Here is a 21965-nt window from a genome sequence, read left to right as displayed (position 1 = left end):
CAATTCGACCCGCCCTATGGATGCCCCTGAAGCTTGCCATGAGCAGCTCTCAGGGGCTCAGTCCTTTTTGCGATTACGAGCTCAATTTCTTGTCGCTATCAGCCCGGTTTCCCTGTCGTTATGGACCATGATCACATCAGTGACGCCAGTTCCTTCCAGGTGATCACCTTGATATTGAGCTCATCAAGAAGTCTTTGGGTCTCATCCTCCATGAATATCTTGTAATCAAGATACCGCGCCTTCCAAGAATCGGTTATCGAATGCATTTCCAGGGTGTCCAGGGCGGGGTGGATGATTATTTGAGTAAGTCCGGGCTTGAGATCTCGAAGCACTTGATAGATGGCCTGCTTACGAGATTCATAGTCATCACCGCCGCCAAAATCAGTGATGAGATTGTCTAGCTTTGGGAAAGGAAGGTCGCGCATTCTCTCCGCAAGGGCCCCGGCATGAGGAACTCCCATGCTCTCAAAATCCCTGATGATTTCCTCTGTGGGATTTATAAGCATGGGCAATATTCCAAATTCCCCGGCAACCTCTATATACGCCTCGAAAAATCCCGGTGTCGCGAATACAGTGCCCATGTGGGTATCCAGATGCGTAGGTCTTACCCCCCAATCAAGGGCCTGTTTGACCTGAGCCCTAATCTCCTTCTTGACCTCTTCTGGGGAGGCTGAAGATGCGACGCCGCGCACATCGCGCCACATGAACCCCTCCTGGTCGATGAGACCGCCGACCTCAGAGGCGCAGGAGATAGGTCTCCAACGGTAAGTATCCCATTCGCTGGTGAGGGTGATATGTATGCCCACATCATACTCAGGATGCTTTTCAAACCACCTCTGGAAATCATAAGCCCATGAGCATGGCATCATCACGCTGGCGCTCCTGGCAATTCCGCGAGTCAGAAGTTCCTGAACAGCCTTGTTTGACGCATAGCTGAGGCCGGTATCATCGCAATGAATGATCAGAAGCTTGGAATCCGCCGGGTAGCCAAGCCGCTCGGCCACATTGGGAGACTTGGAATACATCGGGGGAGACTCGGCGCAAACGGGCTCTGCGCCCGCCACCAGTATGAGACTCAGGCCAAGGATCGCCAGAAAAGCAGGTATCATCAGGTTACACATGGATCATTTCGACCTCCTCCAACAGATGGTTTCCCATCGACACCAATACTTTCGATGGACGCCCATATCACCGATAGATGCCCATACCGCTATAGCGGCACCGCCGAATGGATGGGAATGCCTCGTGTGGCAAAACCCATTTTCGGGACAGATCCGAATGCGAAATTCTCCACCATTTGGCCAATTCCTTTAAAGGCTAGCGCCAATCATAGAAATAAATTCCTTTGATTAAAAACCTCTGTAGACCTGGGGATAAAATGGAATTGCCGTCCCGTCCCCAGATTTCCTATAATATCTATGGGGAGGTCATCTTGTCCTATCGTTTCTTAGGCAAGGGGGAGGCAGTTTGGGAGGAAGAGAAGACCTTCAACCCGTGGGGGTTGATGGTGGTATTCTTTTCAGGTATCAAGATTCTAGAGCAAGATCAGTCTCAATTGCTGGCGAATTCAACGGATGGAGAATGGATTTACATCCGCTTTCCAAATCAGACAAAGACTTATGGGAAACAATAATCCCTCTGAGGGAAGGAATCTACCAATATAGATATGTGGTAGATGGACGCTGGATCGACGATCCGGCAAACCCATGGCGAGTTGACAATGGATATGGCGGCGCCAATTCAGTAATCGATGTAGATGATTCAGGCAGGGTGTTGATTACGTTAGATTCCGTTCGACCGCGTCTCATGCACAATCGCCCAAGCGTAGAGAGCCCGGACTGGGTCCGAGATGCCATAATATATGAGATTTTCCCGAGGGTCTTTTCAAAAGAAGGCACATTGAACGCCATCACAAGGAAGTTGCCTGACATAAGTTCTCTCGGAGTAAACTGCATCTGGCTGATGCCGATTCATAAGATCGGGCTCGCCGGACGAAAAGGCATTCTAGGTTCTCCATATTCTATCTATGATTATTTCAGTATCGATCCGGCGTATGGTTCAAAGGAAGACCTGAGGAATCTTGTCAGGGCCGCGCACGACCTGGGTATTAGAGTCATCATGGACTTTGTGGCAAATCATACCTCCAATGACAGCGTTTTGACGACACAGCATCCAGAGTGGTTTTGCAGAGATTGTCATGGGAATATCCAACGAGCAGGGTTTGGATGGGATGATGTCTCTCAGCTAAACTATTTCGATAATCCGGAATTGGAAGATTACATGATTCAAGTCGGGAAATACTGGATCGGTGATTTTGATGTCGATGGCTTCAGATGTGATGTGGCGGCATTGGTCCCAGTGCAGTTTTGGGTGAAATTCAGGAACGAAATAAAGAAAATCAAAAGTGATGCCATGCTCCTGGCTGAGTCTCATGAACCAATTCACAATCTCCTGGCCTTTGATGTAACATATGAGGAAGAGCTGCCGCGGATCCTGGAGGATGTAGTGAAGGGGCGGAAAGGCGCAAATGCGATACCTGAAGGCCTTGTTCAGCAGGAACGTGAATTCCCTCGTGGATCTTTGAGATTAAAGTATCTCGAGAATCATGACTTGCCAAGGTCAGCCAATCGCTTCGGGTTTGCCCCCCTGGGCGCGGCGGCGCTGCTCCTGTTCACTCTGGATGGCATACCTCTCATATATAATGGTCAGGAGATCGGAGAACTGGAAAGGCCCAGCCTGTTTGATCCCTCCCTCATAGGCTGGGACAGGCCATATAGGGAGGGAATACGGAACAGGTTGAAGGGGTTATATGGTGCTCTTTGCGCCCTCAGGAAATCTCATGCATCTCTCAGAAGGGGACGGCTTTCATTTGTAGAAGCTATGGGAGAAAAGAAACCCGAGGCTGCCGTCGCTTTCGTCCGGGTACAGGGCCAGGCCCTGACACAGGGTCGATCTCGGGCGCAAGGCCTAGATCCGGGAGCCACCTTGGACCGAGATCACGGGGTCATTGTGGTGCTCAACATGTGCAGCGAAGCCCAAAGGGTGAAGATATCTCCTGATATCGTGCTGCGCCTGGCTCCTGACGGGAAAACTGGCAAGATACTGGCCCGCGAGATATTTCGCGTTGAAGCTGGCGCCATCTTCAGCACTGGCGGCCTTTGCGGCAGCATGGACGAGAACCTGGGTGCCGGTAATTGGCATGAGATCTCGGCTGGAGGAGAGTTCGCCTTAAACCTTGGAGCGTGGAGCGGAGTCGTACTAGCCGCTAAAATCTATTGACATGACTTGAAGCGAATTGATAAACTGACATGGCTTGCCATGAATGAGTGAATATCGACCGCAGATGTGACAAACGCAGATCTGGTGATGCAATGAAACAACTGAAAGGTTGCAATAGATCGAAGGGTTGCAGTGGGAGGCGCAAGAAGACTTGATCCGGATTTTCGCGCCAGGCTGTATTCATGGAGAATTTCCATCTGACAGGATCGACTCTGGCCTGACCAAGGCTATCTCGGATGCCCTCAAAGCCGGGACTTTCCTCTGGGTGGATTTCGATGAGCCAACAGAGGAGGAAGCTGATCTTTTGAAGAGTGTATTCCAATTCCATCCCCTGGCTATCGAAGATTGCCTGCATCGTTTCCAGCGGCCAAAGGTGGATGAATACCCGGAATACCTCTTTCTCATACTCCACGCTGTCGGGCCTTCAGGTCAGGGGCGAAGGCACAAGATTACGGAATTTGATGTTTTCCTGGGCGGCAATTACCTTGTGACTTTCCATCTTGATAAGCTGAAGTTCGTGGAGGAAGCATATAAGGATTATGATTCATCCAGCAACCTGGCGCAGAGAGGAATCGGCTTTTTGCTGTATCGCCTGCTGCGCGGACTCATAGATGAATACTTCCCAGTTCTCGATAAGGTTGAATCAAGGTTGGAGGCCATCGAACGCCGGGTGTTCGTGGCCCCAAATCAACGCCTTCTCTCAGAGGCTTTTGAACTCCGCCACAATATTCTGAGCATACGAAAGTCACTCTCCCCGCAGAGGGAGATCCTAAATTTGATCCTGCGCAAGGATAAGCCTTTCATCAATGAGGCCAATCGCATCTACTTCATGGATGCCTATGACCATATCTTGAGGCTGTTCGACCTGGTGGACAATTACCATGATCTCCTGTCAAGCGTCCTGGACGCCTATCTCTCCAGCACTTCCAACAGGATGAACGAGATCATGAAGGTCCTCACCATCATCACCACCATAATGATGCCACTATCGGTCATCGCAGGGATCTATGGCATGAATTTCAAATACATGCCTGAATTGAACGTTCCATGGGCCTACCCTGTTGTGCTGGGAGTCATGGCCCTCATTACCGCAGGGATGCTCTGGTATTTCAGGTGGAAAAAGTGGATATGAAATAAGGAAACGCGGGCCGGGCTGCGGGTTCCGATCACAGGGCGCACGTTCTACCTGCAGGGCGTACAGGGCGTAACGGATAACATATCTCCTTCTGCTGTAGCCGTGTCCGTGATAGTGCCGGTGGGAATCTCAAGAACGCAATATGCCCCGGGAAGGTAAGGGCTGACTCTGAAGGGTTGCATATTCTCTTCCAGTAGCAGGACGCGGAATTCTTTATCCATGAAGACAACATCTATTGGAAACCGCATAAAAAACGTATGGATACTCCTGCATGGCACCAGGATGAGCCCTTCGCCAGAATCAATTCCCGAACGGCCCAGGAGTCCTATCGCGCGTCTCAAGCAGGTTGAGGCCACTCTTGCCTTTCCCGCGAGGACTGTTCCTTTTGACTCATTTTGAACTATGACGTATGGCTGCCCGGTCATGATGTGTGACGGCTTGCCAAGAGCGGCGCGGTGCATGCTCTTCATCTCACCCGCCCATTCTGACAAACATGGTGAATAGCTGGATTATGGCTGGACCGAGGAGCACGACAAAAAGTGCCGGAAAAATGAACAAAATCAGCGGGAACAGCATCTTGATGGGAGCCTTCATCGCCGACTCTTCCGCCCTCTGGCGCCTCGCAAGGCGCAACTGCTCCGATTGTATTCTGAGGGATTTGGCAATCCCCATCCCAAGCTGCTCAGCCTGTATTATCGCGCCTATCAAGCGAGAGACCTCAGGCATTTTGACTCGTTCGCCGAGGTCTCGCAATGCCTCCCGTCTTGCTCTTCCCACTCTTATCTCCTGGAGCACGATCTCAAATTCATCTACCAGCGGTCCCGTTTTCCCCTCTATGACCTTGGCGAGGGCTCGATCGAAGCCGAGACCTGCTTCGACGCTCATGGTGAGGAGATCGAGCATATCCGGCAGCGCCTTTCGTATGGCTATCTCCCTGGCGCTCTTCTTGTGTGCCTCCATGGCACCGGGGATCAGGAAGCCCACCAGAAATCCTCCGATTACCAGCATCGTGGATTCAAAAGACTTGACTCCGGTCATCAGAGAAAAGCCAACAGCAACCAGGGCCAGGACCAGCGCCAAACTAAACCGCGCCCCCAGAAGGGCCATCTTTCCCCTCGCCCTCCGCTGCCTATACTCCATACTATTCCCTGAAGTAGCTTTCGAGAAAATCCCAACCAGCCGGCCGAGAATCGACGATCTTCCTGGCCTTCTCTGGGCACCGCGGACCAACCCTGATCTTGCTCCTGCCGCGCCCTCAGGATGAGGACCGGCACCGTAACTTGCTATCCTGCCAAGCCTGAGCCTTACCTCTTCCTTCTGCTGCCTGAAGTACAGCCATACTCCGAAGGCAAAAGCTGCAACGCTTATGAAGATGAACATCGTAATAAGATAGACTGTAATCCCCATTTTTCATACCTCACGGAAATCGCTTAACCCAGCGCGATGCCAGCCGGCGCAGAGTTCATCATCGCTCCAAAGCACATCGCCAGCGTAAAGCCGATCATACCTCAATAGACACAATTCTCCAAACCAGGAATGCGCCAATAAGTTCACTTACTATTGCATACCCCACCATGAGCCTGCCCAGAGGATGAGTGAAAAGCGGCGCTATATAACCGGGACTGATGACAGACATGATTCCTCCGACCGCCAGGGGGAGGATTCCGATTATCAGCCCTGAAAGCTTTCCCTGAGTTGTAAGGGTCCTTATCTCCGCCTTGATCTTGATACGCTCCCGTATGGTCGCGGCAATATTGTCCAGCACTTCTGACAGGTTGCCGCCAACCTGTCGTTGAACGAGGATGGCGGTTACGGCCAACTCGAGGTCATCGCTTCGTACTCTGCCGGCAAGGTTCGTCAGCGCCTCCTCAACAGATGCGCCAAGCTGGATTTCCTTCAAAGTGCGTAGAAATTCCTCTGAAAGTGGCGGGAGCATCTCCCTCGACACTACGTCCATGGCCTGCATGAAGCTGTACCCTGCCCGCAATGAATTGGAGATAGTTGTCAGGGCATCTGCCAGCTGGGTATTGAAAACCGAGAGCCTCTTACGAAGGTGTATCCGGACGGCGACAATAGGCCCAAGGGCCCCCAAAATCCCCATGGTGAAAGCAATCAGCAGTCTGTGGCTAAGAATAAAGAATATAAAGGCAAGCCCCACCGCCATGAAGACGCTGAATGCCAGCAGTTCCGGCCCACCAAAAGGCAAGCCTGCCCGCTCCAATTCCCCACCCAGCCTCGCGACATAATCGCTGGCCTCGAATACTTTCCCGGCCCTCCGGAGTGAGGTCCTGAAGGTCGTTACGAGCTTTGCAGGCCTGGATGTAGTGGGAGAATTACCCAAATATTTCTCAAGCCTGACATGTATCACCGGCGGGCTTTCCTCAAGCGCCAGTGCTGCGGCCATGACCGCAAGCGCTACTGTAAGGAAAGCAAGGACGGCTATCAGGAGTAGCACCAATGAAAAGCCCCTTCCTTAGCTGAAAATATCTGCTGGGAGGTGAATCCCGTAAGCCTCAAATCTATCTACGAATTTTGGTCTTATCCCTGCAGAACGGAACCTCCCGAGGACCTTTCCCCTCTCGTCGATACCGAGTTGTTCAAAGAAAAATACGTCCTGGGTGATGATAACATCACCCTCCATGCCCTGCACCTCGGTGATCTGCACTATTTTCCTGCTTCCATCCCGCAAGCGCTCCTGGTGAACAATAAGATCGATGGCGGACGAGATCTGTTCTCTTATGGCCCTTATCGGGAGCTCCATCCCCGCCATCAACGTCATCGTCTCCAGCCTGGACAATACGTCACGGGGTGAGTTGGCATGCACTGTGGTGAGAGAACCATCGTGACCCGTATTCATTGCCTGGAGCATGTCTAGGGCCTCCCCGCCTCTCACCTCACCTACCACGATCCTGTTGGGACGCATCCTGAGAGCATTTCGCACAAGATCCCGGATCGTTATCGCGCCCTTCCCTTCTATATTAGGTGGGCGTGATTCAAGCCTGACAACGTGTTGCTGCCTGAGCTGAAGTTCCGCCGCATCTTCTATGGTTATGATCCTTTCATCCTCGGGTATGAAGGAAGAGAGCACGTTTAAAGTTGTTGTCTTCCCGCTCCCTGTGCCTCCCGAGACAACTATATTGAGACGCGCATTGACGCAAGCATCCAAGAACCTGGCCATCTCCCACGAGAGGGTGCCGAGGTGTACCAGGTCTTCTGCAGTTAAGAGGTCTTTCAGGAATTTCCTGATCGTGATGCAAGGCCCTACAAGGGAAAGGGGAGGAATAACGGCATTTACGCGAGAACCGTCCGGCAGCCTTGCATCTACCATGGGACTTCCCTCATCTATGCGTCTTCCCAGTGGAGCCACGATCCTTTCTATGACATGCATCACATGGTTTGCGTCCCGAAAAGAGACATCTGTGAGCTCCACCTTGCCGCCGCGCTCGATGTAGACCTGATAGGGTCCGTTCACCATGATCTCAGTAATGGTAGGATCCTGGATCAAGGCGTTTATGGGTCCATAGCCCATCACATCGTTGAGTATCTCCTGGAGCAACGCCTCGCGCTCGGCAGGGAGCAGGACCGCCTCTTCCTCATCCAGAACTTCGGAGACGACAGACTCAACCTTCTCTCGAAGTTTCGCCCTCTCCTCAGCCTCGTTGATCCTCTCGAGGAGATCCCTTTCCACTTCCCTCACGAGGCGGTTGTGTATCTTATCCTTGAGAGGCTCCAGAGGATCTTCCTTTTTCCGTCTGGGCGCGCGCTGTCTCACTGGCCTGCGCGAAAGCCGTCCCAAAAGCTCAGTCTTGCCCCGCCAGAGCTCTGGATCTATGCCAAAGGCGCCGATGGAATCAAGACGCCCTGCGCCATCCGCGTCCCGATCCACATCATTCGCGCTCTGGTCCACCCCATCCTGCGATTCTCCCGCTGCCTTCATCCCCCGCCGATCCAGCTTTGTCCGCGCCTCGGCGCGTGATCCTGATTTAATGCCTTCAAGTCGGCTCAGAAGCGACACGTACATCACCTCCTGGCTGCTTCGGGTTCTTTGAATTCATCCAGCACAGTTCTTACAACGTCTCTAAGGCTACGGGCCGCCCTTGACGAAGGATTGGCCATGATGAATGGCACGCCCCTATTCACGGATGGAACCACGATCTTACCTTCGCTAGGAATGTGGAAATCTGCTGCGCGCCCCAGTGTACGCTCTGTTTCCTCCAAATTCACTCCGATATCCCTGGATGAACGATTGACGAGGATCTTGATCTTCTGAGCAGGATAGTGTAGAGAATCCATCAATCCAAGACAAAGCTTGGTGTTCTTGATGGCAGGGACCTCCAGGGTTGTCACGAGAAAGATCATGTCGGAGATGTCCAGGGCCGAAAGCGTGGTGTCGGTGAAAGATTGGGCAGTATCAATGACAATATAGTCAAACATCCCGCTCAACAGGGCGAGAATCTCTCGAATGTGTTCCGGCTCTACAAGCTCAGCTTGCTCAGGCCTGGTAGGAGCCGGGAGCACCCTGAGTCCTGAGCGGTGGGTTGAAAGGTAACGTTCCATGAGAGCCCCCGTCAAATTTTCTTCCTGCACGACATCAATAATGGTATGTGTAGGAATGATATCGAGGAGTATCGCTACATCTCCAAACTCGAGATCCAGGTCCACCATGACGACCCTGGACTTTGTCTCCCGGACCAGGTCAACAGCGAAATTGGCGGCGATGGTTGTCTTGCCAACCCCACCCTTTGTGCTGAGGAATGTAATGATCTTTCCTCTTTGCCTGCCCGGACCCTCTTGCGACTCCAGCAGACCGCGTTCGGCATATCTGGCCTTTCGCCTCCTGTCAGCCTCATAAGCCCGCCTTATGGCGCCCAGGAGCTCCCCGGGGCCAAAAGGCTTGACAAGGTATTCCCTGGCGCCGGCCACCATGGCATCCCGCAGGTATTCAGGTTCAGCATGAGTGGAAAAGGCAACGACAGTGGTATCTGGGAGGCTCAGGGCGATACGCTCGATAGCATCAACCCAATTCATCTTCCACGGATCAAGGTCGATGAGGACAAGATCTGGTTCGAAGCGTTCAGCCAGCCTCCAGGCCTCTTCCCTGCTCCTGGCCTCGCCCACTATCCTGTATTCACTTTCGGAATCCAATGCAGACCTTATGCTCTCGATGGTCTCTGGTGCAGCGCTAACCACGAGCACCCTGATTTTCTCGTCCATGGTCACTTTTTCACCTCACCATCGAATGCCTTCCCTGCAGGAGTCGTCCCTTCAGGCGCTTTTCCAACAGGTGCTTTGTCCACAGGCGCCTCTTTCCCCTCAGGCGTCTTTTCCATAGATACATCAGGAATAACCGGGTGCTTAATGACATCAAGCGAAATGCTTTCCCCGGCCCCCACTATCCTCGGGGTCACGAATATAAGGAGCTCTGTCTCCTGCCTTTGGAATTTCTCGCTACGGAAAAGGGCTCCGATGATTGGAATATCGCCAAGAAGAGGTATCTTGTCTATGACTTTTGTATCCTCAGACTGAATGAGCCCGCCGAGGACCATGGTGCTTCCATCTGCCAGAATAAGGTGCCCTTCTGCCCGCCTGGTCTTGAATGCCGGAATCTTCCAGCCATTTACAAGCAGCGCATTCTCCCAGTCAAAACTGCTGACTTCCGGATTTACTTTGAGATCTATGTACCCCTGGCGTTCCACGACCGGCGTTATCTTGAGCTGGACGCCATAGGGCTTCCATTCGAATTTGATCTTGCCACCCTCATCTCCAAGGAATATCGGAATCTCGCCTCCAACGAGGAAATTCGCCTCGCTGCCGCTAAGCGTGAGCATGCTCGGGGCGGCAAGGAGTTTTACCAGGCCTTCGCTGGCCAGGGCATCAATTCTAGCCCTCAGCAGGTTCAAGCGTTCAAGGGCAGAACCTACGAAGATCTCGCCAATGAGCCCTATCTGGGGAGAGAGAAGCCCTACCTCGGGGGTAGTGGAATCTGCAAGATTCGTGCCCGGGAGCTGAACGTTCCCCTGGCCCGTGACCCCGCCCCAGCGGATGCCCAGGTCCTTTCCGGCATTACGCCTGGCCTCGACTACCTGCACCTGGAGAAGCACCTGGAGAGGAGCCTTGACGGAAAGAAGATTCACCACCTTCTTGCCAAAAATCCCTGCTACTGCCTGTACCCGCGACAGGTCGTTCTGCGTTGGCACTTCCCCGTCCAGCAAGAGCGTATCCCCGATTTCTGTGACCCTGATACCATCTAGGCCAGACAGCTTTCTTATGATTTCCTCGGTGGTCGGAGGTTTTGGCGGCGCCTCCGCCTCCGGAGTCTTTGCGGCAGCGCCGGTGACCTCGCCCGGTGCTGGTTTTTCAGGTATAACGGAAATAAGATTCAGGACTTTGTCTGAATAGGCCTTCGCGATGCCTTCGGCCCGGAGCTTATCCTCGGGTTTTGAAACAGTGCCCTCGAGGAGAATAGTCTCATTTGCCATCTTGACAGTTATGCCATCCAGGCCTATGAGTTCACTGACTTTCTTTGCAATGCCTGTATCCTGACGATCCACCTCGACGCGATAAAAATGCACCCCTGCTTTGTCCCATACGTGCAGCGTAGTTTTGCCGGGAGACCTGCCATTTAGCACAAGCTCTTTATCGGATACTACCGCCACATCAGCAATCTTCGGGTCACCTACCGCCGCGCGGAGGAGGCCTTCAAATCTCAAAAGCCTGGAATCCCCCATGGTAAGAACAAGTATCTCATCCGCGAGGAGGTCCCCAAGTGGCGAATCAGGCTGCTGGATAGCAGGCGCGGCGGATCCAGGTATGGCAGATCCAGCTTCACATTGAGGCGGAGCAGCCTCTTCAGCGGTCACCGGACTATGGGATGAAAAGACAAATACCGCGATCGTCAGAATTAGAATAAGGCATCGCATTGAAACTGCATATCGCATCAAAACTGCGAGACGCGGTTCCAACCCAAATGACATTTGGCCACATCTCACAGGAACCTCATCTCCCTTCAGCGGGTTCCCGGAGATTTACTGTGCTCTTCTCCGTCCCCTTTATGACCTCCACTACCACTTCGACTGTTTTCTGAGACCCAGCAGGTGATATGACGATAAAGCTCAACACCTTGTCCGCATAAGCCTTTGCTACTTCTTCCGCCTTCGCTTTATCTTCAGGCCTGTCCACATTTCCTTCAAGAAGGATAACCCCGCCCGCCGTCTTCACGGAAACCCCAGGAAGGCCGATCAATTTCTTCACGATTGCCGCGGTTTCCGACTCGTTGCGGCTGACTTTGACCAGGTAGACCTTCACCCCACTCTTGTCCCACACATGGAGGGTGGTTTCACCGGGGGCTTTTGCATTCAGCAGGATTTCGTTACCTGATATCACCACAACATCCGCCACCCTCGGGTCTCCAACGGCTGCCCTGGTTAGGCCGTCAAAACTGAGCAAAATGGATCTTCCTAAGATAATTGGGATGTCACGGGGCTCAGGGTCCTGGCCGGGCTTCGAACCAGAGGCCTGGATAGTGGCAGGTGAGATGACGGCCGGCAAGACGACAGCTGAGAGTATAAATATGACCCAAGAGATACGCAGCATCATCGGAACACAACGTTTCATTTCTCGCCACTCCTATCCACTGGAACATAGTCTCTTTCGGTACCCCTGATGATCTCTATAACCTTAACTTTAGGTTCAACAGGCGATTTCCCGGCTGCGCCGGATCCTCCGGACCCTGCAGCAACGCTCCCTACACTCACTGCAGATCTGGAAGATTGTTGGGGGACCGGAGGCCCGGAGGACACATATCCGGAAGCCTGATATCCAGGCGCCTGGTATCCAGGAGCCTGGAACCCTGCAGTTCTCCCTGGCTTTGCAGGAGTGCCCACAATCTCGGAGGAAGTCACCCGGCGCGGCATTATGGGCGCGCTCGCCAGCGTTGCGCTGGCGGAACCCGCCTGAGCATAAGGGCTGGCCGAGGCTGCCTCCGGCATAGGACAAAGCGCAAGTCGCAGGCTTCCAAGCTCACCGGCGAGCACCAGCTTTTCCGCGTCTTGCGGGGTCACCGCAAGAGTGACACTGGCAGCGACCACGGCTTTATTCCTGTCTTTTTCGTCCATCTGCTGGGCCACGGCGAGAACCCGGATATTCCGTAGCACGGTCGTGGTCATATCAACAGAAGCCACATCAGACCTGAATGTCCCCAGGATGTCCACGCGGTCACCCGGTTTGACAAAACCGCCAACCCCCGCGACTTCATTCACTGGAATCGTGACTGCGCGCATTCCTCTCGGAATGGCAAAGGCAAGTCCAGCGGCCTCCTGCTTGTTGAAGAGCATTGGGCGGACCACCTGCCTGCCCTCCAGGATCTCCTGCTTCGTGATGCTGCCAATTGCATCCTCCAGCGGCACAACATCAGGCTCAGCTTCACCCTCAGGCACTTCCTTTTGATAGACCATATCCCGGGTTATCGCAGTGTAAGCAGGGATCTGAACCCTCGCCACCGTAACCCGAGCCATCCTGGGCGCCATCGTGCCCGAGGATGGCAAAGTGGCATTCCTCACATATCTATAAGTGATCCCTGCTGTGAGGATCCCGAGAAATATGGCCGCAACCAGCACAACTCTCCATGCCCTCATGTCACCTGCACCCCTGACCTCTCCTTTAAAATGACGTTAATCCCGCGGGCTGCCATATGAACAGGCTATTCGACAAGCCCATATGTTCGCAGTCCAAAATCCATGCCATTGCCAAGACCGCCCTCGGCTACCATCTTTGTAAATCTTCCGGAAACTCTCCAAGGGAAGATATTCCACCAGTGTTTTACATCCATGGAAAAGCAGGCAAAACCCTCGATTTTCACTTGCTCTCTCCTATCCGGCAAATGGTCAACTATGGGGATATAAATATAAGCCTCACTTTTGTTCCAATAGAACAGGGTCCTTATAATAAGGCCGATCATTGTCGCTAATACGTCGATTATGGAATATGGGGAAGGATAAGTGTATACCATTTCGCCTATATTAAGCGTCTTTGGGTAACCTAAGACTATGTTCCTTATGTAGTCAAATACAGGACTAAAAGGAAATCGGGACTCCCCGTCACCCTTTAGGTCCAGAGGAACAAAACCCACGTCGCCTGGCATCCATCCGAATCCTTTCGGGACGAGTGTGCAATTTATATCGTGGCTGAAACCCTCGCTTCCAAAGAGCGCCTTATCGACCCCGAAGGGCATTACCCCTTTCACGCCCTCTATAGATCCCACCCGCGCCACAGCTTTTGCCTTCACCCTGGTCTGAGGGAACCCTAACAGTCCGGCGAATGTCAGTCTTACATCCTCGCTGATCTCAACGCTAATCTTGTGGTTACGATCCGAGATATTTACGGCAATACTCCCCTCTGGGACGCCATTACGGCACGCATAGTCGCGGGCAACACTCTCGGCAGTCGCAGGGTTTTCCGGCAATTCCCGCACCCCGGCAAGAGCGGCGGCATCCGCGGCCCGAGATAGCCTGGCGCGCGTAAGGTATAATAGCCCGGCATCTATAACCAAAGCTGCCATGCCGAGAATCACTGCCATACCCAGGGCTACGACCGCGAGTGTATTACCTTTTTCGTCCCCCCATAGCCTCATGGGCATTTTCTGGCCCCCCGCCCCAAGGAATGCTTGAATCTCAATAGTGCTTTCTACGCTATCAAGCGCCCCATATGCCACCTTTCAAGTGGCATATGCTGCTCTATTCAATAAGCTTATAAGTACGAAGGCCAAAATCGGGATCCCCACCAGCCCCGAGTTCACCTTCGGTCACCATTCGTATGAACGTGCCATAAATCCAGCCACTGTTGCCGCCTTGATCGCCGTTGCCGCATATACTCATGCTCTTCCCTTTCCCGTGGCCTTGCCCTTGACCACCCGCCTGCGCCCCGCCGGAATCCTCATCTTCAGCGCCCTCCAGGAAGAATGCGGCAAAACCTACTATGGTGGGGCCTTTCTTTCTTCCATGAAAATCCAAAGTATCAACTACCGGGACATAAACGAGTCTGGGACACCCGGGCACGAAGTGGTCAGGCGTGCATTTCGGTATGTGCCAGCACCGTCCTATCCGGTCTTCCACCCCATGGCGTGTAGGGCCGGCCTTATTGCCAGGCTCCGTTTCCACCTCGTCACCGATGCGGAGCACTCCGCCGTAGCCATCCCTCAAGTTATCCTCGTAGGTTCTGCCTCCCCGGCCGCCGAGAGCAAGGGCCCCGAAATTCCCATGATGCTGCCCCTGCGGCCCCCCTGGCCCATATTTCAGAGCATAGAGCTGTCCATATTCAAAATCCTGCTGCACGACGCCGATCGGGACCGCGCCTGTGAGCGCCCTCACGGAGGCTACCCTTGCCGCCGACCGGGCTCTGACATCCATTTGAGAGAACCCCAGGAGCCTTGCAAACAGCAGACTCACGGTTTCATGAACCTCGACCCTGATTTCATGATTATCCCCTGAGATGTCTATACTAACGCCATCTTCTGGCACACCATTATGTGAAGCAAAACTAATAGCCATACTTCTTGCAACATCCGGTTGATCAGGTAATTCCTGCACTCCTGCGAACACCGCAGCATCAGCGGCCCGGGATAGCTGGGCTCGGGTAAGGTACAAAACCCCCAGATCTATCACCAGAGCTGCTATAGCAAGGATCACTCCCATGCCAAGGGCCGCGCCCGCAAGTACGCTGCCTTTCTCATCCCTCAGCAGTCTTGTATATATTCTCCTGGCGGACCTCTCTAACTTCGGAAACATACCAAAAGCGCCCCCATGGGGGTCTGTTGGGCCGGCTGACCCACCAAGATCCCGGTTCATTCCATCCTCATTACGGTGCGGCCGTAAACATTAAAAGGGCCCGGGATAATCGCAGAAATGATAGGTATGACGATTTCAACAGGATATTTAACCTCCACAGTGAGGCTTTCGCCTCTTTTACGGTCAGCCGCGGGTGGAACGATATCTATCTGCAGCTTGTCAGCGTCTAACGTCCCAGCCGCGGTTCTTACCACCTCTTTGATTTCATCATCAGTTTTTCCGAGGATCCCCACCCTCGCCCCTTCCCGAGAGGCGGCTGTAACTGTGAGGGATGCCTGCAAAATACGCCCGAATTCCACTATACCCCCAAAAAGAAGGAGGAGAAGCATCAAAACGAGGGCAGTCTCTACAAGGGCCTGTCCCTTTTCACTTTTCGCGAAAAGTCGGCTCAATCTGCGAGCATTTCTATTCATGTGGGACCTCACCCCGCGCGGCGCAGGATGAGCGCGAGGACCAGGCCCGCTCCGATAGCGAGGGAATAAGGGAAGCCGATTGAACCGCTACCTCCCTTACTCTGGCCAAGGTTCCAGGAGCGCCCACCCCACGCCCCCAGCAGGAAAAGCAAAAATCCAAATCCAAGTGTGCGTAATGTGACAAATAACCTCCTGTGCTTGATGAGCACGACAACAGCCATGACTCCACCCGCCAGAGCGCCATAGAGCGCAGTATAAAATACTCCCTGGGGCCCAATAAGGGCCCCGATAGCTCCAAGAAGCTTTACATCCCCTGCGCCCATCCCGCCCAGGGCGAATGGGATGAACAAAAGCGCGAGCCCGAGGAGCGCGCCCTCTAGGCTCAGGAGAAGGCCCTTTGCGCCTGCTGTCACAAGGTTTGTAGTAATACCCGCCAGGAAACCAAAAACCACCAGGGCATTGGGAATTCTCCCATGCTTCATATCAACATAGATTGCTATACCTGCGAGCGAGGCTACAACTATTCCTTGAGCCGACATCATGTATCTCACCCTGCTGGTTTTCCGGTTTCCACATTAGCTCCGTCGCCATGGAAAGACGCAGCTGCTAGTCGGTGCTGACCGCCGCCAATCCTATTCCAGCTGCGGCTATTACTACGGTGGCGTCGGTAGGTTCTCCTCATTGCCGGTCTCCCGCAGCGCGGTCGTGGCCCTATTAAAAACGTTTGCGATTTCATCCCTAAAAGCTACTAGAACGGCCACTACCGCTATGGCAATCACAGCGATTATCAACCCATACTCCACCATCGCCTGCCCGCTCTCCTCTTTGACGAGCCTCTTGAGAAGCTTCAACATCGGTTTCACCTCCTCTCATCGATGCCAGTTCATCTGATCTGCAAAACTGCGCCTAATCGACTGAGGATAGAGTCCCATTAAATATATCGGAATGATCGCGCAAAATCATCAATGTTCAGCCCAACCAGTTGAGGCGAAAGTTTTTCATGCGTCATGTTGGTGTGGCCGCCTAACTAGACTCCCAGTCCTTAACTTTGCTTATTGAGCTAAGTCTGACTGAGTGCAGATGACAAATTCCAAAACTGAAAGAAGACACCATCGGCGCGCGGCTGGCAAATACGCCACACGCGGCTAGCCCCTGATCTAAATCTGAATTTGGCAATCTGCCCCAAAAATGAGCCGCTGCTATTTCCATCCTTTTGATGGCGCCGCCCCCGCGGCATGGGGGTCTATATAGAAAAAAGACCAACCACAATCACAGCCTGCCTGATGGTTGTAATTGGTCGGTCTCGCTACTACCTCAGCCGATTCCAAGCGACCGCGTAAAGAACCGGATTCACTGGCACCCACTCGATATTTCGACAGGAAACGTGGCTTTCCTTCTTGTCTAGTAAATTCCTCTCGAAAAAATCTTTTCTATAATGCGCTGGGCAGTTTGCCCATTCCTTGCCTTTTCTTATCCTCATACATACGCTGGTCGGCCTTGCGCAAAGCAGTTTCTACTGATTCATCGCCTGATGGATCCCACGAACTCATCCCAATTGCCAGGGTTACTGGAAGATCCACCGGCGAACCATCATTATTCCATCTATCGACGGATTCGCGAATCCTCCGAGCTATGTGTTCCGCATCCTCTTGGCCCTTCGTTCCTGCTAAAACAATGAGGAATTCATCCCCTCCATACCGTATAACGGCGTCCGTTTCCCGCAGCTGTTCTTGCAGCAATTTCCCCACCTTTTGGAGCACAATATCTCCGGTCTGATGACCAAATTGATCATTGATCTCCTTAAAAAAGTTGACGTCTATCAACATGAAAGTGAGAGGCCGGCGGTATCGCTCAGAACGCTCGAGCTCTTCCCGGATCACACGGGAAAAGTGACGGCGGTTATAAAGGCCGGTCAGGGGATCATGAATGGCTTGCGCCCTGAGTTCATTTTGCAGGCTGATCCTTTTCAATGCCTCTGTGGCATGCCCAAGCAACAGGTCGAGAAGCCGCATATCATCTTCAGTGAAAACACCAGATCCCGGAGGCGCCGCCTCCAGTACGCCGAAATCGCCGATACGAACACTCATCATCCTTTTGTTCTGATTACGCACCTCTCCGGCCGGCCATCCTGTAGCAGATTCACCCCTGCTTGCTGCGGAAGGAAACTCAGGGGACGCGGCCCTAGTCACCATCTCATTTCCTTCCATTATATTAAGGCGACACCTGGAAAGACCGAGGATATTTTCCGCCGCGCTGATTGTGAGTTGGTATACCTCCTCTTCAGTCTCGCTAGCCGCCAACTGGCGGGCCATTTCGCAGAGTCTCTCTATCTTTTGCTTCGACTCCCGTAGAGCCGCCTCAGCCCGCTTTTGCATGGTGATTTCATGCAGGACGAACACGCGACCGGTGAGATTGCCCCGGTAATCATGCAAAGGAGAGATGCGCAGGCCATAGCAACGTTGCGCTTCACCTGTCCCAAGAAAGATCTCTGCCTGCGCCTTCACATTTTGGATGCAATATTCGACGAGGTCGCGATGCTTTGAGAATGCCTTATCAGCCGGCTTCCCTACTACTTCCGACGCACGACGGCCTATGATACCCTGGGCGGCCGGGTTGATATCCACAATACGATTTTGAGCATCCAGGACGATTACACCATCGCTCATACCTTCAATGACAGCATCACGGGCCATCGGCACGATGTCCAGCAGTTGCAGGCGAAAGAGGCCCCAGGCCATCAACATGCCAGAAAAGGCGAATGAACAGGGCGTAAGATCAAGGCGGCGGATTGGGCTTAACCCGGAAATATAGAGGACATTCCCCACCCATGGCACCAGCGCGCCAACCAGCAAGACACTCGCCTGCTCCCGATACAGGCGCGGCAGCCGGAAGAATGCCTGCATCAATATGACTGTGCCGAGCAGGGTTAGAATATGTGAATAGGCTGTATGAACCCAGAACCATGGACCATAGGATTTAGCCACCACAGAGAAAGGGCCATTGGTATCCAGCCTGAAGTCATGCCGCATCAACCCATAGCGGCCATCTGTCCAAACGAAGATCAGGGTGAGGGCAGGTATAACCAATAGTAGCGCTATATTGCGACGACTCAGCCATTTCTCTTGCCCGGCGTACTGGATAGCAAAGGCAAACCAGGCCAACGGCACGGCCACAATTCCAATATATTCGATGTTGGCCCAAAATACTTTGGTTTTCAGGTCAGTGTATCCCAGCTCCAATACATTTCCGAGCGCCCACCCTATCACGGCCAGCATAACCAGGATCAATGACTTTGCGCCAGGTACATCCCTTCGCCGCCAGGCCATGGCCGCAATCGTGCTAGATGTAACCGCTGTTATGATAAGAAGTAGCATATAAGGGGAATAGTGCCAATACATGGTCTAATCAATTCACATCCTGTGAAAGTCATATGCATGGAAATTTCCACTCATAGGTCTTTAATCCTGCCAGGGACGGAGGAAAAATCGCATCTCCGGCATGATCTGAAAAAGAGAGTCCAGTGTCATATTCCATGATATAATTAGGTAAGCCCCGCCTTCTCCGAGCCCGCCGCGTTCCCGCCGGTGGAGGCGAGTATGAGTTTGCTTATATAACTATCGGGGCGAAAAATCAAGGAAAGATACGTTGGATGGATTTATAGACGGGATTTTACTTGGCTTAATAGAAAACATCCCCAACGGGCATGAAATTGGCATATAAAAATATAGCGCGCGTGCTATAATAAACTCAGAAGAGAATTCTTATAAGGAGGGGGAGATGGCGATGAGATTTGAGGAGCATCTTGATGAGTTGTTAAAGGACCCCGAATTCGCTAAAGCATGGGAAGATAGCGAGCTGGAATATCAGATCGCTAGGACCATACTTGCTCTTCGAAAATCTCTTGGCCTCACTCAGGAGGAATTGGCTGAGAGAATCGGTACAACTCAATCCTCTATTGCTCGCATGGAAAGCGGGAAGTGCCAAGTTTCTCTATCAAGTTTGCAGAAAATAGCTAGAAGCTGTGGTATGGCCTTGGAGATTAAATTCCGGCCAATGACTTCTTCCTCAAAAGTTAATAACAAGCTAGATCTTCAAGAGGTGTCGGTATAAGGCAGCAGACTATGAGAGGCTATATCCAACCCCTGCGGCAAGGATAGCTAGCAAAATCTATACTCCTCAAGAATATGGACTACTTTTTCGAGTGAGGATGTTTCAAGTGCCAATCTATGCTTTAGCCTACGAGCGCGTTTCCACAGAAGAGCAGGCTGACTCCAATAATTCCATCCCGGCCCAGCGCCGGCGGATAGAGGAGTATGCGTCCAAAACGGCGGAAGGGCCCCGTATGGTTATGAGACATATCATGTTGTACGAGGTAAGAACGCCAGGGGCAAAGATATTGTGCGGACGCTATGGCGTATAAACCCCCAGCAAGCAGAAATCGTAAGGCTGATCCTGGTCGAGCTCCGGGGCAATCGGCAGCTATCATATGTCGGTATCAGAGATGAATTGAACGCTAGGGGCATTCCCAGCCCCTGTAGAAAAAATAAATACTGCCTCTCTCGAAGCAGTATGGGATGCCACTGGTACCCGGAACGGGGCGCGGCATGTTTGCCATAATGTATCCCGCCAGAGAGCTTCCCAGCCTCGCATTTTCAAAAATTGAAAAAACCTTGCCTTCTAAAAGCCGGGCTTCAGGTAGTTAACCCTCCAACCTGCTCTTGCCCATTCTCTCCGTCATTCGATACCCCGAAAATCTCCAAAATTGCTTGCATAATCTCCGCTTGTTTGGACCTGGACAGCACCCCCAGACAGTCGCCAAGATCAGCACGTAGAATAGGTTGTATCAATTTGAGCCGAACAAGGACAGGCTTACTTATGGCTTCTTCCTCTTCCGGAAATAGTTCAATATCATGACGACGCTTCGTATCAGTACGACTAGTTAATGGGGCAATCAAGACTGTGGGGAACGTCGTATAATTCGTTCGGTCGTTTTGGACAATTACTACCCGCCTTTCCTTATGAAAAATCCTTTCGCCTTGAACCCTATCGGCATCCGGTATGCTTATCAAGTGGTCATTGACCAAATATACTTCCCCAAATTCAACCTCTCTGTTAACAAAAATGGCCTGCGGGAAAGGATACGGATCTAATTCTGAAGAAGGCATTCTGTAGCCCTCCGTCGAAGGTTCTCGAACTCTTTGTAGGTGTCAAGAAATGCAGCAAGATACTCGTCGTCAGAGCCCCGATCCGGTGAGGTATCTAGGCGCCGTTTAGCAGCGGCAAGTTCCTTTTTTGTAAATTTTTTCGGGGTATTCCCTTTTTCCATATTGATCCCCCTTGAAAGAAGCAGATATCCTAATTCTGCCTCCTTTTTAAGGATCTCGACCATTGGAGGGGTGGAATATGCAAGCTCCTTTATTTGTTTTAGTGATAGTCTTGCGGTCCGATCTATCAAGGTCAAAGCAATTCCCTTTTCCCATTCCGGTAAATCATACTGCGCCGCTTTAATGGGATCCGAGACAGTATATTCATATAATATGCAGTCCGAATCGATATCATAACGGTTGCAGTTTATGATACCGGCGGAACAGAGAGAGTCACTCTCTGCAAGGATAGATGAAACGAAAGGACCATATTTGTCACGAACAAAGGTCACTTCGCTATATTGATGCCCTTGAATCTGGACTTGCTCATATTCAAATAGATATAACAACTTGACAAGTTCGGTGCGGGTTAGAGGGCGCGGGAAATTGCGAATGAAGAAGACAATAAGATTCCGTAATTTCTCCATACCAGCACCCTTTCCCATATCTTCTGGTGATATATTCTAGATTTTGATCCAAAACCCTCCTAAGCCTCATGAACATGAAAAAGAAAAATGCTACGATATTTCGTCCGGCGCCTTGAATTCGATCCGGGGAGCGACACCCTTACGATCTACTTCTTTGCCGAACCCGCCGTAGCATCAGTATGTCAATCATATGGTGCCCGGGACCGGACTTGAACCGGTACGGGTTACCCCATACGCCCCTCAAACGTACGCGTCTGCCAGTTCCGCCACCCGGGCACTCAATTTATGCTATCTTTTATCGCTCACAGCCGCACAAACGACCGTCTATTAGCTATTATAGCCAGCCAGAGCACTCTTGTCAACAAAAACATACGCCAATACTGCACTTTTGATATAACCTTCCAGATCTTTGCCAGCCACCAATTGTACCCTCGTGCATCATTAAAGCCTTCTTAAAGCATAAAATTTTATTATCGATTTACAATAATTAACAGAGGTACTCCCTC

Annotated in this window: 21 protein-coding genes, 1 tRNA gene and 1 riboswitch; of the genes, 4 read left to right on the top strand and 18 right to left on the bottom strand. The window is 52.2% G+C overall.

What is annotated here, in order from left to right:
* Positions 1–131: 131 nt before the first annotated feature.
* The gene (locus HPY52_12245; GenBank protein NPV81021.1) at positions 132–1121 is read right to left on the bottom strand and encodes a ChbG/HpnK family deacetylase; all 990 of its coding nucleotides are present in this window, start codon (positions 1119–1121) and stop codon (positions 132–134) included.
* A 346-nt stretch (positions 1122–1467) separates the two neighbouring features.
* On the opposite strand from HPY52_12245, the gene HPY52_12240 reads away from it, so the two are divergent.
* Positions 1468–3279: a hypothetical protein gene (locus HPY52_12240; protein NPV81020.1), complete on the top strand. Its 1812-nt coding sequence runs from the start codon at positions 1468–1470 to the stop codon at positions 3277–3279.
* Between the two features lie 151 nt (positions 3280–3430).
* Positions 3431–4411 carry a magnesium/cobalt transporter CorA gene (gene corA / locus HPY52_12235; protein ID NPV81019.1) on the top strand — a complete coding sequence of 327 codons (981 nt, stop codon included), beginning with the start codon at positions 3431–3433 and terminating at the stop codon, positions 4409–4411.
* A gap of 50 nt (positions 4412–4461) precedes the next feature.
* Here corA and HPY52_12230 read toward each other — a convergent pair whose 3' ends face one another.
* The 14 genes from HPY52_12230 to HPY52_12165 all read right to left on the bottom strand — a co-directional run bounded on the left by HPY52_12230 (position 4462) and on the right by HPY52_12165 (position 19042).
* Positions 4462–4905, bottom strand: a complete 444-nt coding sequence (locus tag HPY52_12230) for a DUF192 domain-containing protein (GenBank protein NPV81018.1) — start codon at positions 4903–4905, stop codon at positions 4462–4464.
* Positions 4886–5794 carry a type II secretion system F family protein gene (locus HPY52_12225; protein ID NPV81017.1) on the bottom strand — a complete coding sequence of 303 codons (909 nt, stop codon included), beginning with the start codon at positions 5792–5794 and terminating at the stop codon, positions 4886–4888. The genes HPY52_12230 and HPY52_12225 overlap by 20 nt, the downstream gene beginning before the upstream one ends.
* A gap of 121 nt (positions 5795–5915) precedes the next feature.
* Positions 5916–6818 carry a type II secretion system F family protein gene (locus HPY52_12220; GenBank protein ID NPV81016.1) on the bottom strand — a complete coding sequence of 301 codons (903 nt, stop codon included), beginning with the start codon at positions 6816–6818 and terminating at the stop codon, positions 5916–5918.
* A gap of 69 nt (positions 6819–6887) precedes the next feature.
* Positions 6888–8351, bottom strand: coding sequence for a CpaF family protein (locus HPY52_12215; protein ID NPV81015.1), 1464 nt, complete (start codon positions 8349–8351; stop codon positions 6888–6890).
* Positions 8352–8434: 83 nt separating this feature from the next.
* Entirely contained in the window at positions 8435–9628 is a 1194-nt protein-coding gene (locus HPY52_12210) for a response regulator (protein ID NPV81014.1), read from the bottom strand.
* 2 nt (positions 9629–9630) lie between these two features.
* Positions 9631–11388 (bottom strand): BON domain-containing protein, encoded by a 1758-nt coding sequence (locus HPY52_12205; protein ID NPV81013.1) that lies wholly within the window; start codon positions 11386–11388, stop codon positions 9631–9633.
* Positions 11389–11410: 22 nt separating this feature from the next.
* Complete coding sequence (locus HPY52_12200; GenBank protein NPV81012.1) at positions 11411–12028, bottom strand: hypothetical protein; 618 nt, start codon at positions 12026–12028, stop codon at positions 11411–11413.
* Positions 12025–13047 carry a Flp pilus assembly protein CpaB gene (cpaB, locus tag HPY52_12195; GenBank protein ID NPV81011.1) on the bottom strand — a complete coding sequence of 341 codons (1023 nt, stop codon included), beginning with the start codon at positions 13045–13047 and terminating at the stop codon, positions 12025–12027. The genes HPY52_12200 and cpaB overlap by 4 nt, the downstream gene beginning before the upstream one ends.
* Positions 13048–13112: 65 nt before the next feature.
* Complete coding sequence (locus HPY52_12190; GenBank protein ID NPV81010.1) at positions 13113–14048, bottom strand: hypothetical protein; 936 nt, start codon at positions 14046–14048, stop codon at positions 13113–13115.
* A 97-nt stretch (positions 14049–14145) separates the two neighbouring features.
* Positions 14146–15195 carry a hypothetical protein gene (locus tag HPY52_12185; protein ID NPV81009.1) on the bottom strand — a complete coding sequence of 350 codons (1050 nt, stop codon included), beginning with the start codon at positions 15193–15195 and terminating at the stop codon, positions 14146–14148.
* A gap of 56 nt (positions 15196–15251) precedes the next feature.
* Entirely contained in the window at positions 15252–15668 is a 417-nt protein-coding gene (locus HPY52_12180; protein NPV81008.1) for a pilus assembly protein, read from the bottom strand.
* An 8-nt stretch (positions 15669–15676) separates the two neighbouring features.
* Positions 15677–16210 carry a peptidase A24 gene (locus HPY52_12175; protein NPV81007.1) on the bottom strand — a complete coding sequence of 178 codons (534 nt, stop codon included), beginning with the start codon at positions 16208–16210 and terminating at the stop codon, positions 15677–15679.
* A 111-nt stretch (positions 16211–16321) separates the two neighbouring features.
* The gene (locus HPY52_12170) at positions 16322–16522 is read right to left on the bottom strand and encodes a Flp family type IVb pilin (GenBank protein ID NPV81006.1); all 201 of its coding nucleotides are present in this window, start codon (positions 16520–16522) and stop codon (positions 16322–16324) included.
* A 432-nt stretch (positions 16523–16954) separates the two neighbouring features.
* Positions 16955–17038: riboswitch (cyclic di-GMP riboswitch) on the bottom strand.
* 60 nt (positions 17039–17098) lie between these two features.
* Positions 17099–19042: a diguanylate cyclase gene (locus HPY52_12165; protein ID NPV81005.1), complete on the bottom strand. Its 1944-nt coding sequence runs from the start codon at positions 19040–19042 to the stop codon at positions 17099–17101.
* Between the two features lie 403 nt (positions 19043–19445).
* Here HPY52_12165 and HPY52_12160 point away from each other — a divergent pair, with 403 nt between their 5' ends.
* Together HPY52_12160 and HPY52_12155 are read left to right on the top strand one after the other, a co-directional pair.
* Entirely contained in the window at positions 19446–19778 is a 333-nt protein-coding gene (locus HPY52_12160; protein ID NPV81004.1) for a helix-turn-helix transcriptional regulator, read from the top strand.
* A 91-nt stretch (positions 19779–19869) separates the two neighbouring features.
* Entirely contained in the window at positions 19870–20088 is a 219-nt protein-coding gene (locus HPY52_12155) for a hypothetical protein (protein NPV81003.1), read from the top strand.
* Between the two features lie 271 nt (positions 20089–20359).
* Here the strand turns inward: HPY52_12155 and HPY52_12150 are convergent, their stop codons facing one another.
* The 3 genes from HPY52_12150 to HPY52_12140 form a co-directional block, all read right to left on the bottom strand.
* Positions 20360–20833: a type II toxin-antitoxin system PemK/MazF family toxin gene (locus HPY52_12150; protein NPV81002.1), complete on the bottom strand. Its 474-nt coding sequence runs from the start codon at positions 20831–20833 to the stop codon at positions 20360–20362.
* Complete coding sequence (locus HPY52_12145; GenBank protein NPV81001.1) at positions 20815–21477, bottom strand: DUF4065 domain-containing protein; 663 nt, start codon at positions 21475–21477, stop codon at positions 20815–20817. The genes HPY52_12150 and HPY52_12145 overlap by 19 nt, the downstream gene beginning before the upstream one ends.
* Positions 21478–21650: 173 nt before the next feature.
* Positions 21651–21735: transfer RNA gene (locus HPY52_12140), tRNA-Leu, on the bottom strand.
* Positions 21736–21965 lie beyond the last annotated feature (230 nt).

This window comes from Bacillota bacterium (assembly GCA_013178415.1).
GTDB lineage: Bacteria > Bacillota > SHA-98 > Ch115 > Ch115 > Ch115.
The sequence above is the reverse complement of the archived record's forward strand: the minus strand, read 5'-3'. Positions and strand labels throughout refer to the sequence as shown.

What these genes read in the sequence shown, in the direction of transcription:
- HPY52_12245 (NPV81021.1), bottom strand. Translation starts at nt 1,121, where the DNA reads ATGTGTAACCTGATGATACCTGCTTTTCTGGCGATCCTTGGCCTGAGT.
- HPY52_12225 (NPV81017.1), bottom strand. Translation starts at nt 5,794, where the DNA reads ATGTTCATCTTCATAAGCGTTGCAGCTTTTGCCTTCGGAGTATGGCTG.
- HPY52_12220 (NPV81016.1), bottom strand. Translation starts at nt 6,818, where the DNA reads ATGGCCGCAGCACTGGCGCTTGAGGAAAGCCCGCCGGTGATACATGTC.
- HPY52_12215 (NPV81015.1), bottom strand. Translation starts at nt 8,351, where the DNA reads ATGAAGGCAGCGGGAGAATCGCAGGATGGGGTGGACCAGAGCGCGAAT.
- HPY52_12210 (NPV81014.1), bottom strand. Translation starts at nt 9,628, where the DNA reads ATGGACGAGAAAATCAGGGTGCTCGTGGTTAGCGCTGCACCAGAGACC.
- HPY52_12205 (NPV81013.1), bottom strand. Translation starts at nt 11,388, where the DNA reads ATGTCATTTGGGTTGGAACCGCGTCTCGCAGTTTTGATGCGATATGCA.
- HPY52_12200 (NPV81012.1), bottom strand. Translation starts at nt 12,028, where the DNA reads ATGAAACGTTGTGTTCCGATGATGCTGCGTATCTCTTGGGTCATATTT.
- cpaB (NPV81011.1), bottom strand. Translation starts at nt 13,047, where the DNA reads ATGAGGGCATGGAGAGTTGTGCTGGTTGCGGCCATATTTCTCGGGATC.
- HPY52_12190 (NPV81010.1), bottom strand. Translation starts at nt 14,048, where the DNA reads ATGCCCATGAGGCTATGGGGGGACGAAAAAGGTAATACACTCGCGGTC.
- HPY52_12185 (NPV81009.1), bottom strand. Translation starts at nt 15,195, where the DNA reads ATGTTTCCGAAGTTAGAGAGGTCCGCCAGGAGAATATATACAAGACTG.
- HPY52_12180 (NPV81008.1), bottom strand. Translation starts at nt 15,668, where the DNA reads ATGAATAGAAATGCTCGCAGATTGAGCCGACTTTTCGCGAAAAGTGAA.
- HPY52_12175 (NPV81007.1), bottom strand. Translation starts at nt 16,210, where the DNA reads ATGATGTCGGCTCAAGGAATAGTTGTAGCCTCGCTCGCAGGTATAGCA.
- HPY52_12170 (NPV81006.1), bottom strand. Translation starts at nt 16,522, where the DNA reads ATGTTGAAGCTTCTCAAGAGGCTCGTCAAAGAGGAGAGCGGGCAGGCG.
- HPY52_12165 (NPV81005.1), bottom strand. Translation starts at nt 19,042, where the DNA reads ATGCTACTTCTTATCATAACAGCGGTTACATCTAGCACGATTGCGGCC.
- HPY52_12160 (NPV81004.1), top strand. Translation starts at nt 19,446, where the DNA reads ATGGCGATGAGATTTGAGGAGCATCTTGATGAGTTGTTAAAGGACCCC.
- HPY52_12150 (NPV81002.1), bottom strand. Translation starts at nt 20,833, where the DNA reads ATGCCTTCTTCAGAATTAGATCCGTATCCTTTCCCGCAGGCCATTTTT.
- HPY52_12145 (NPV81001.1), bottom strand. Translation starts at nt 21,477, where the DNA reads ATGGGAAAGGGTGCTGGTATGGAGAAATTACGGAATCTTATTGTCTTC.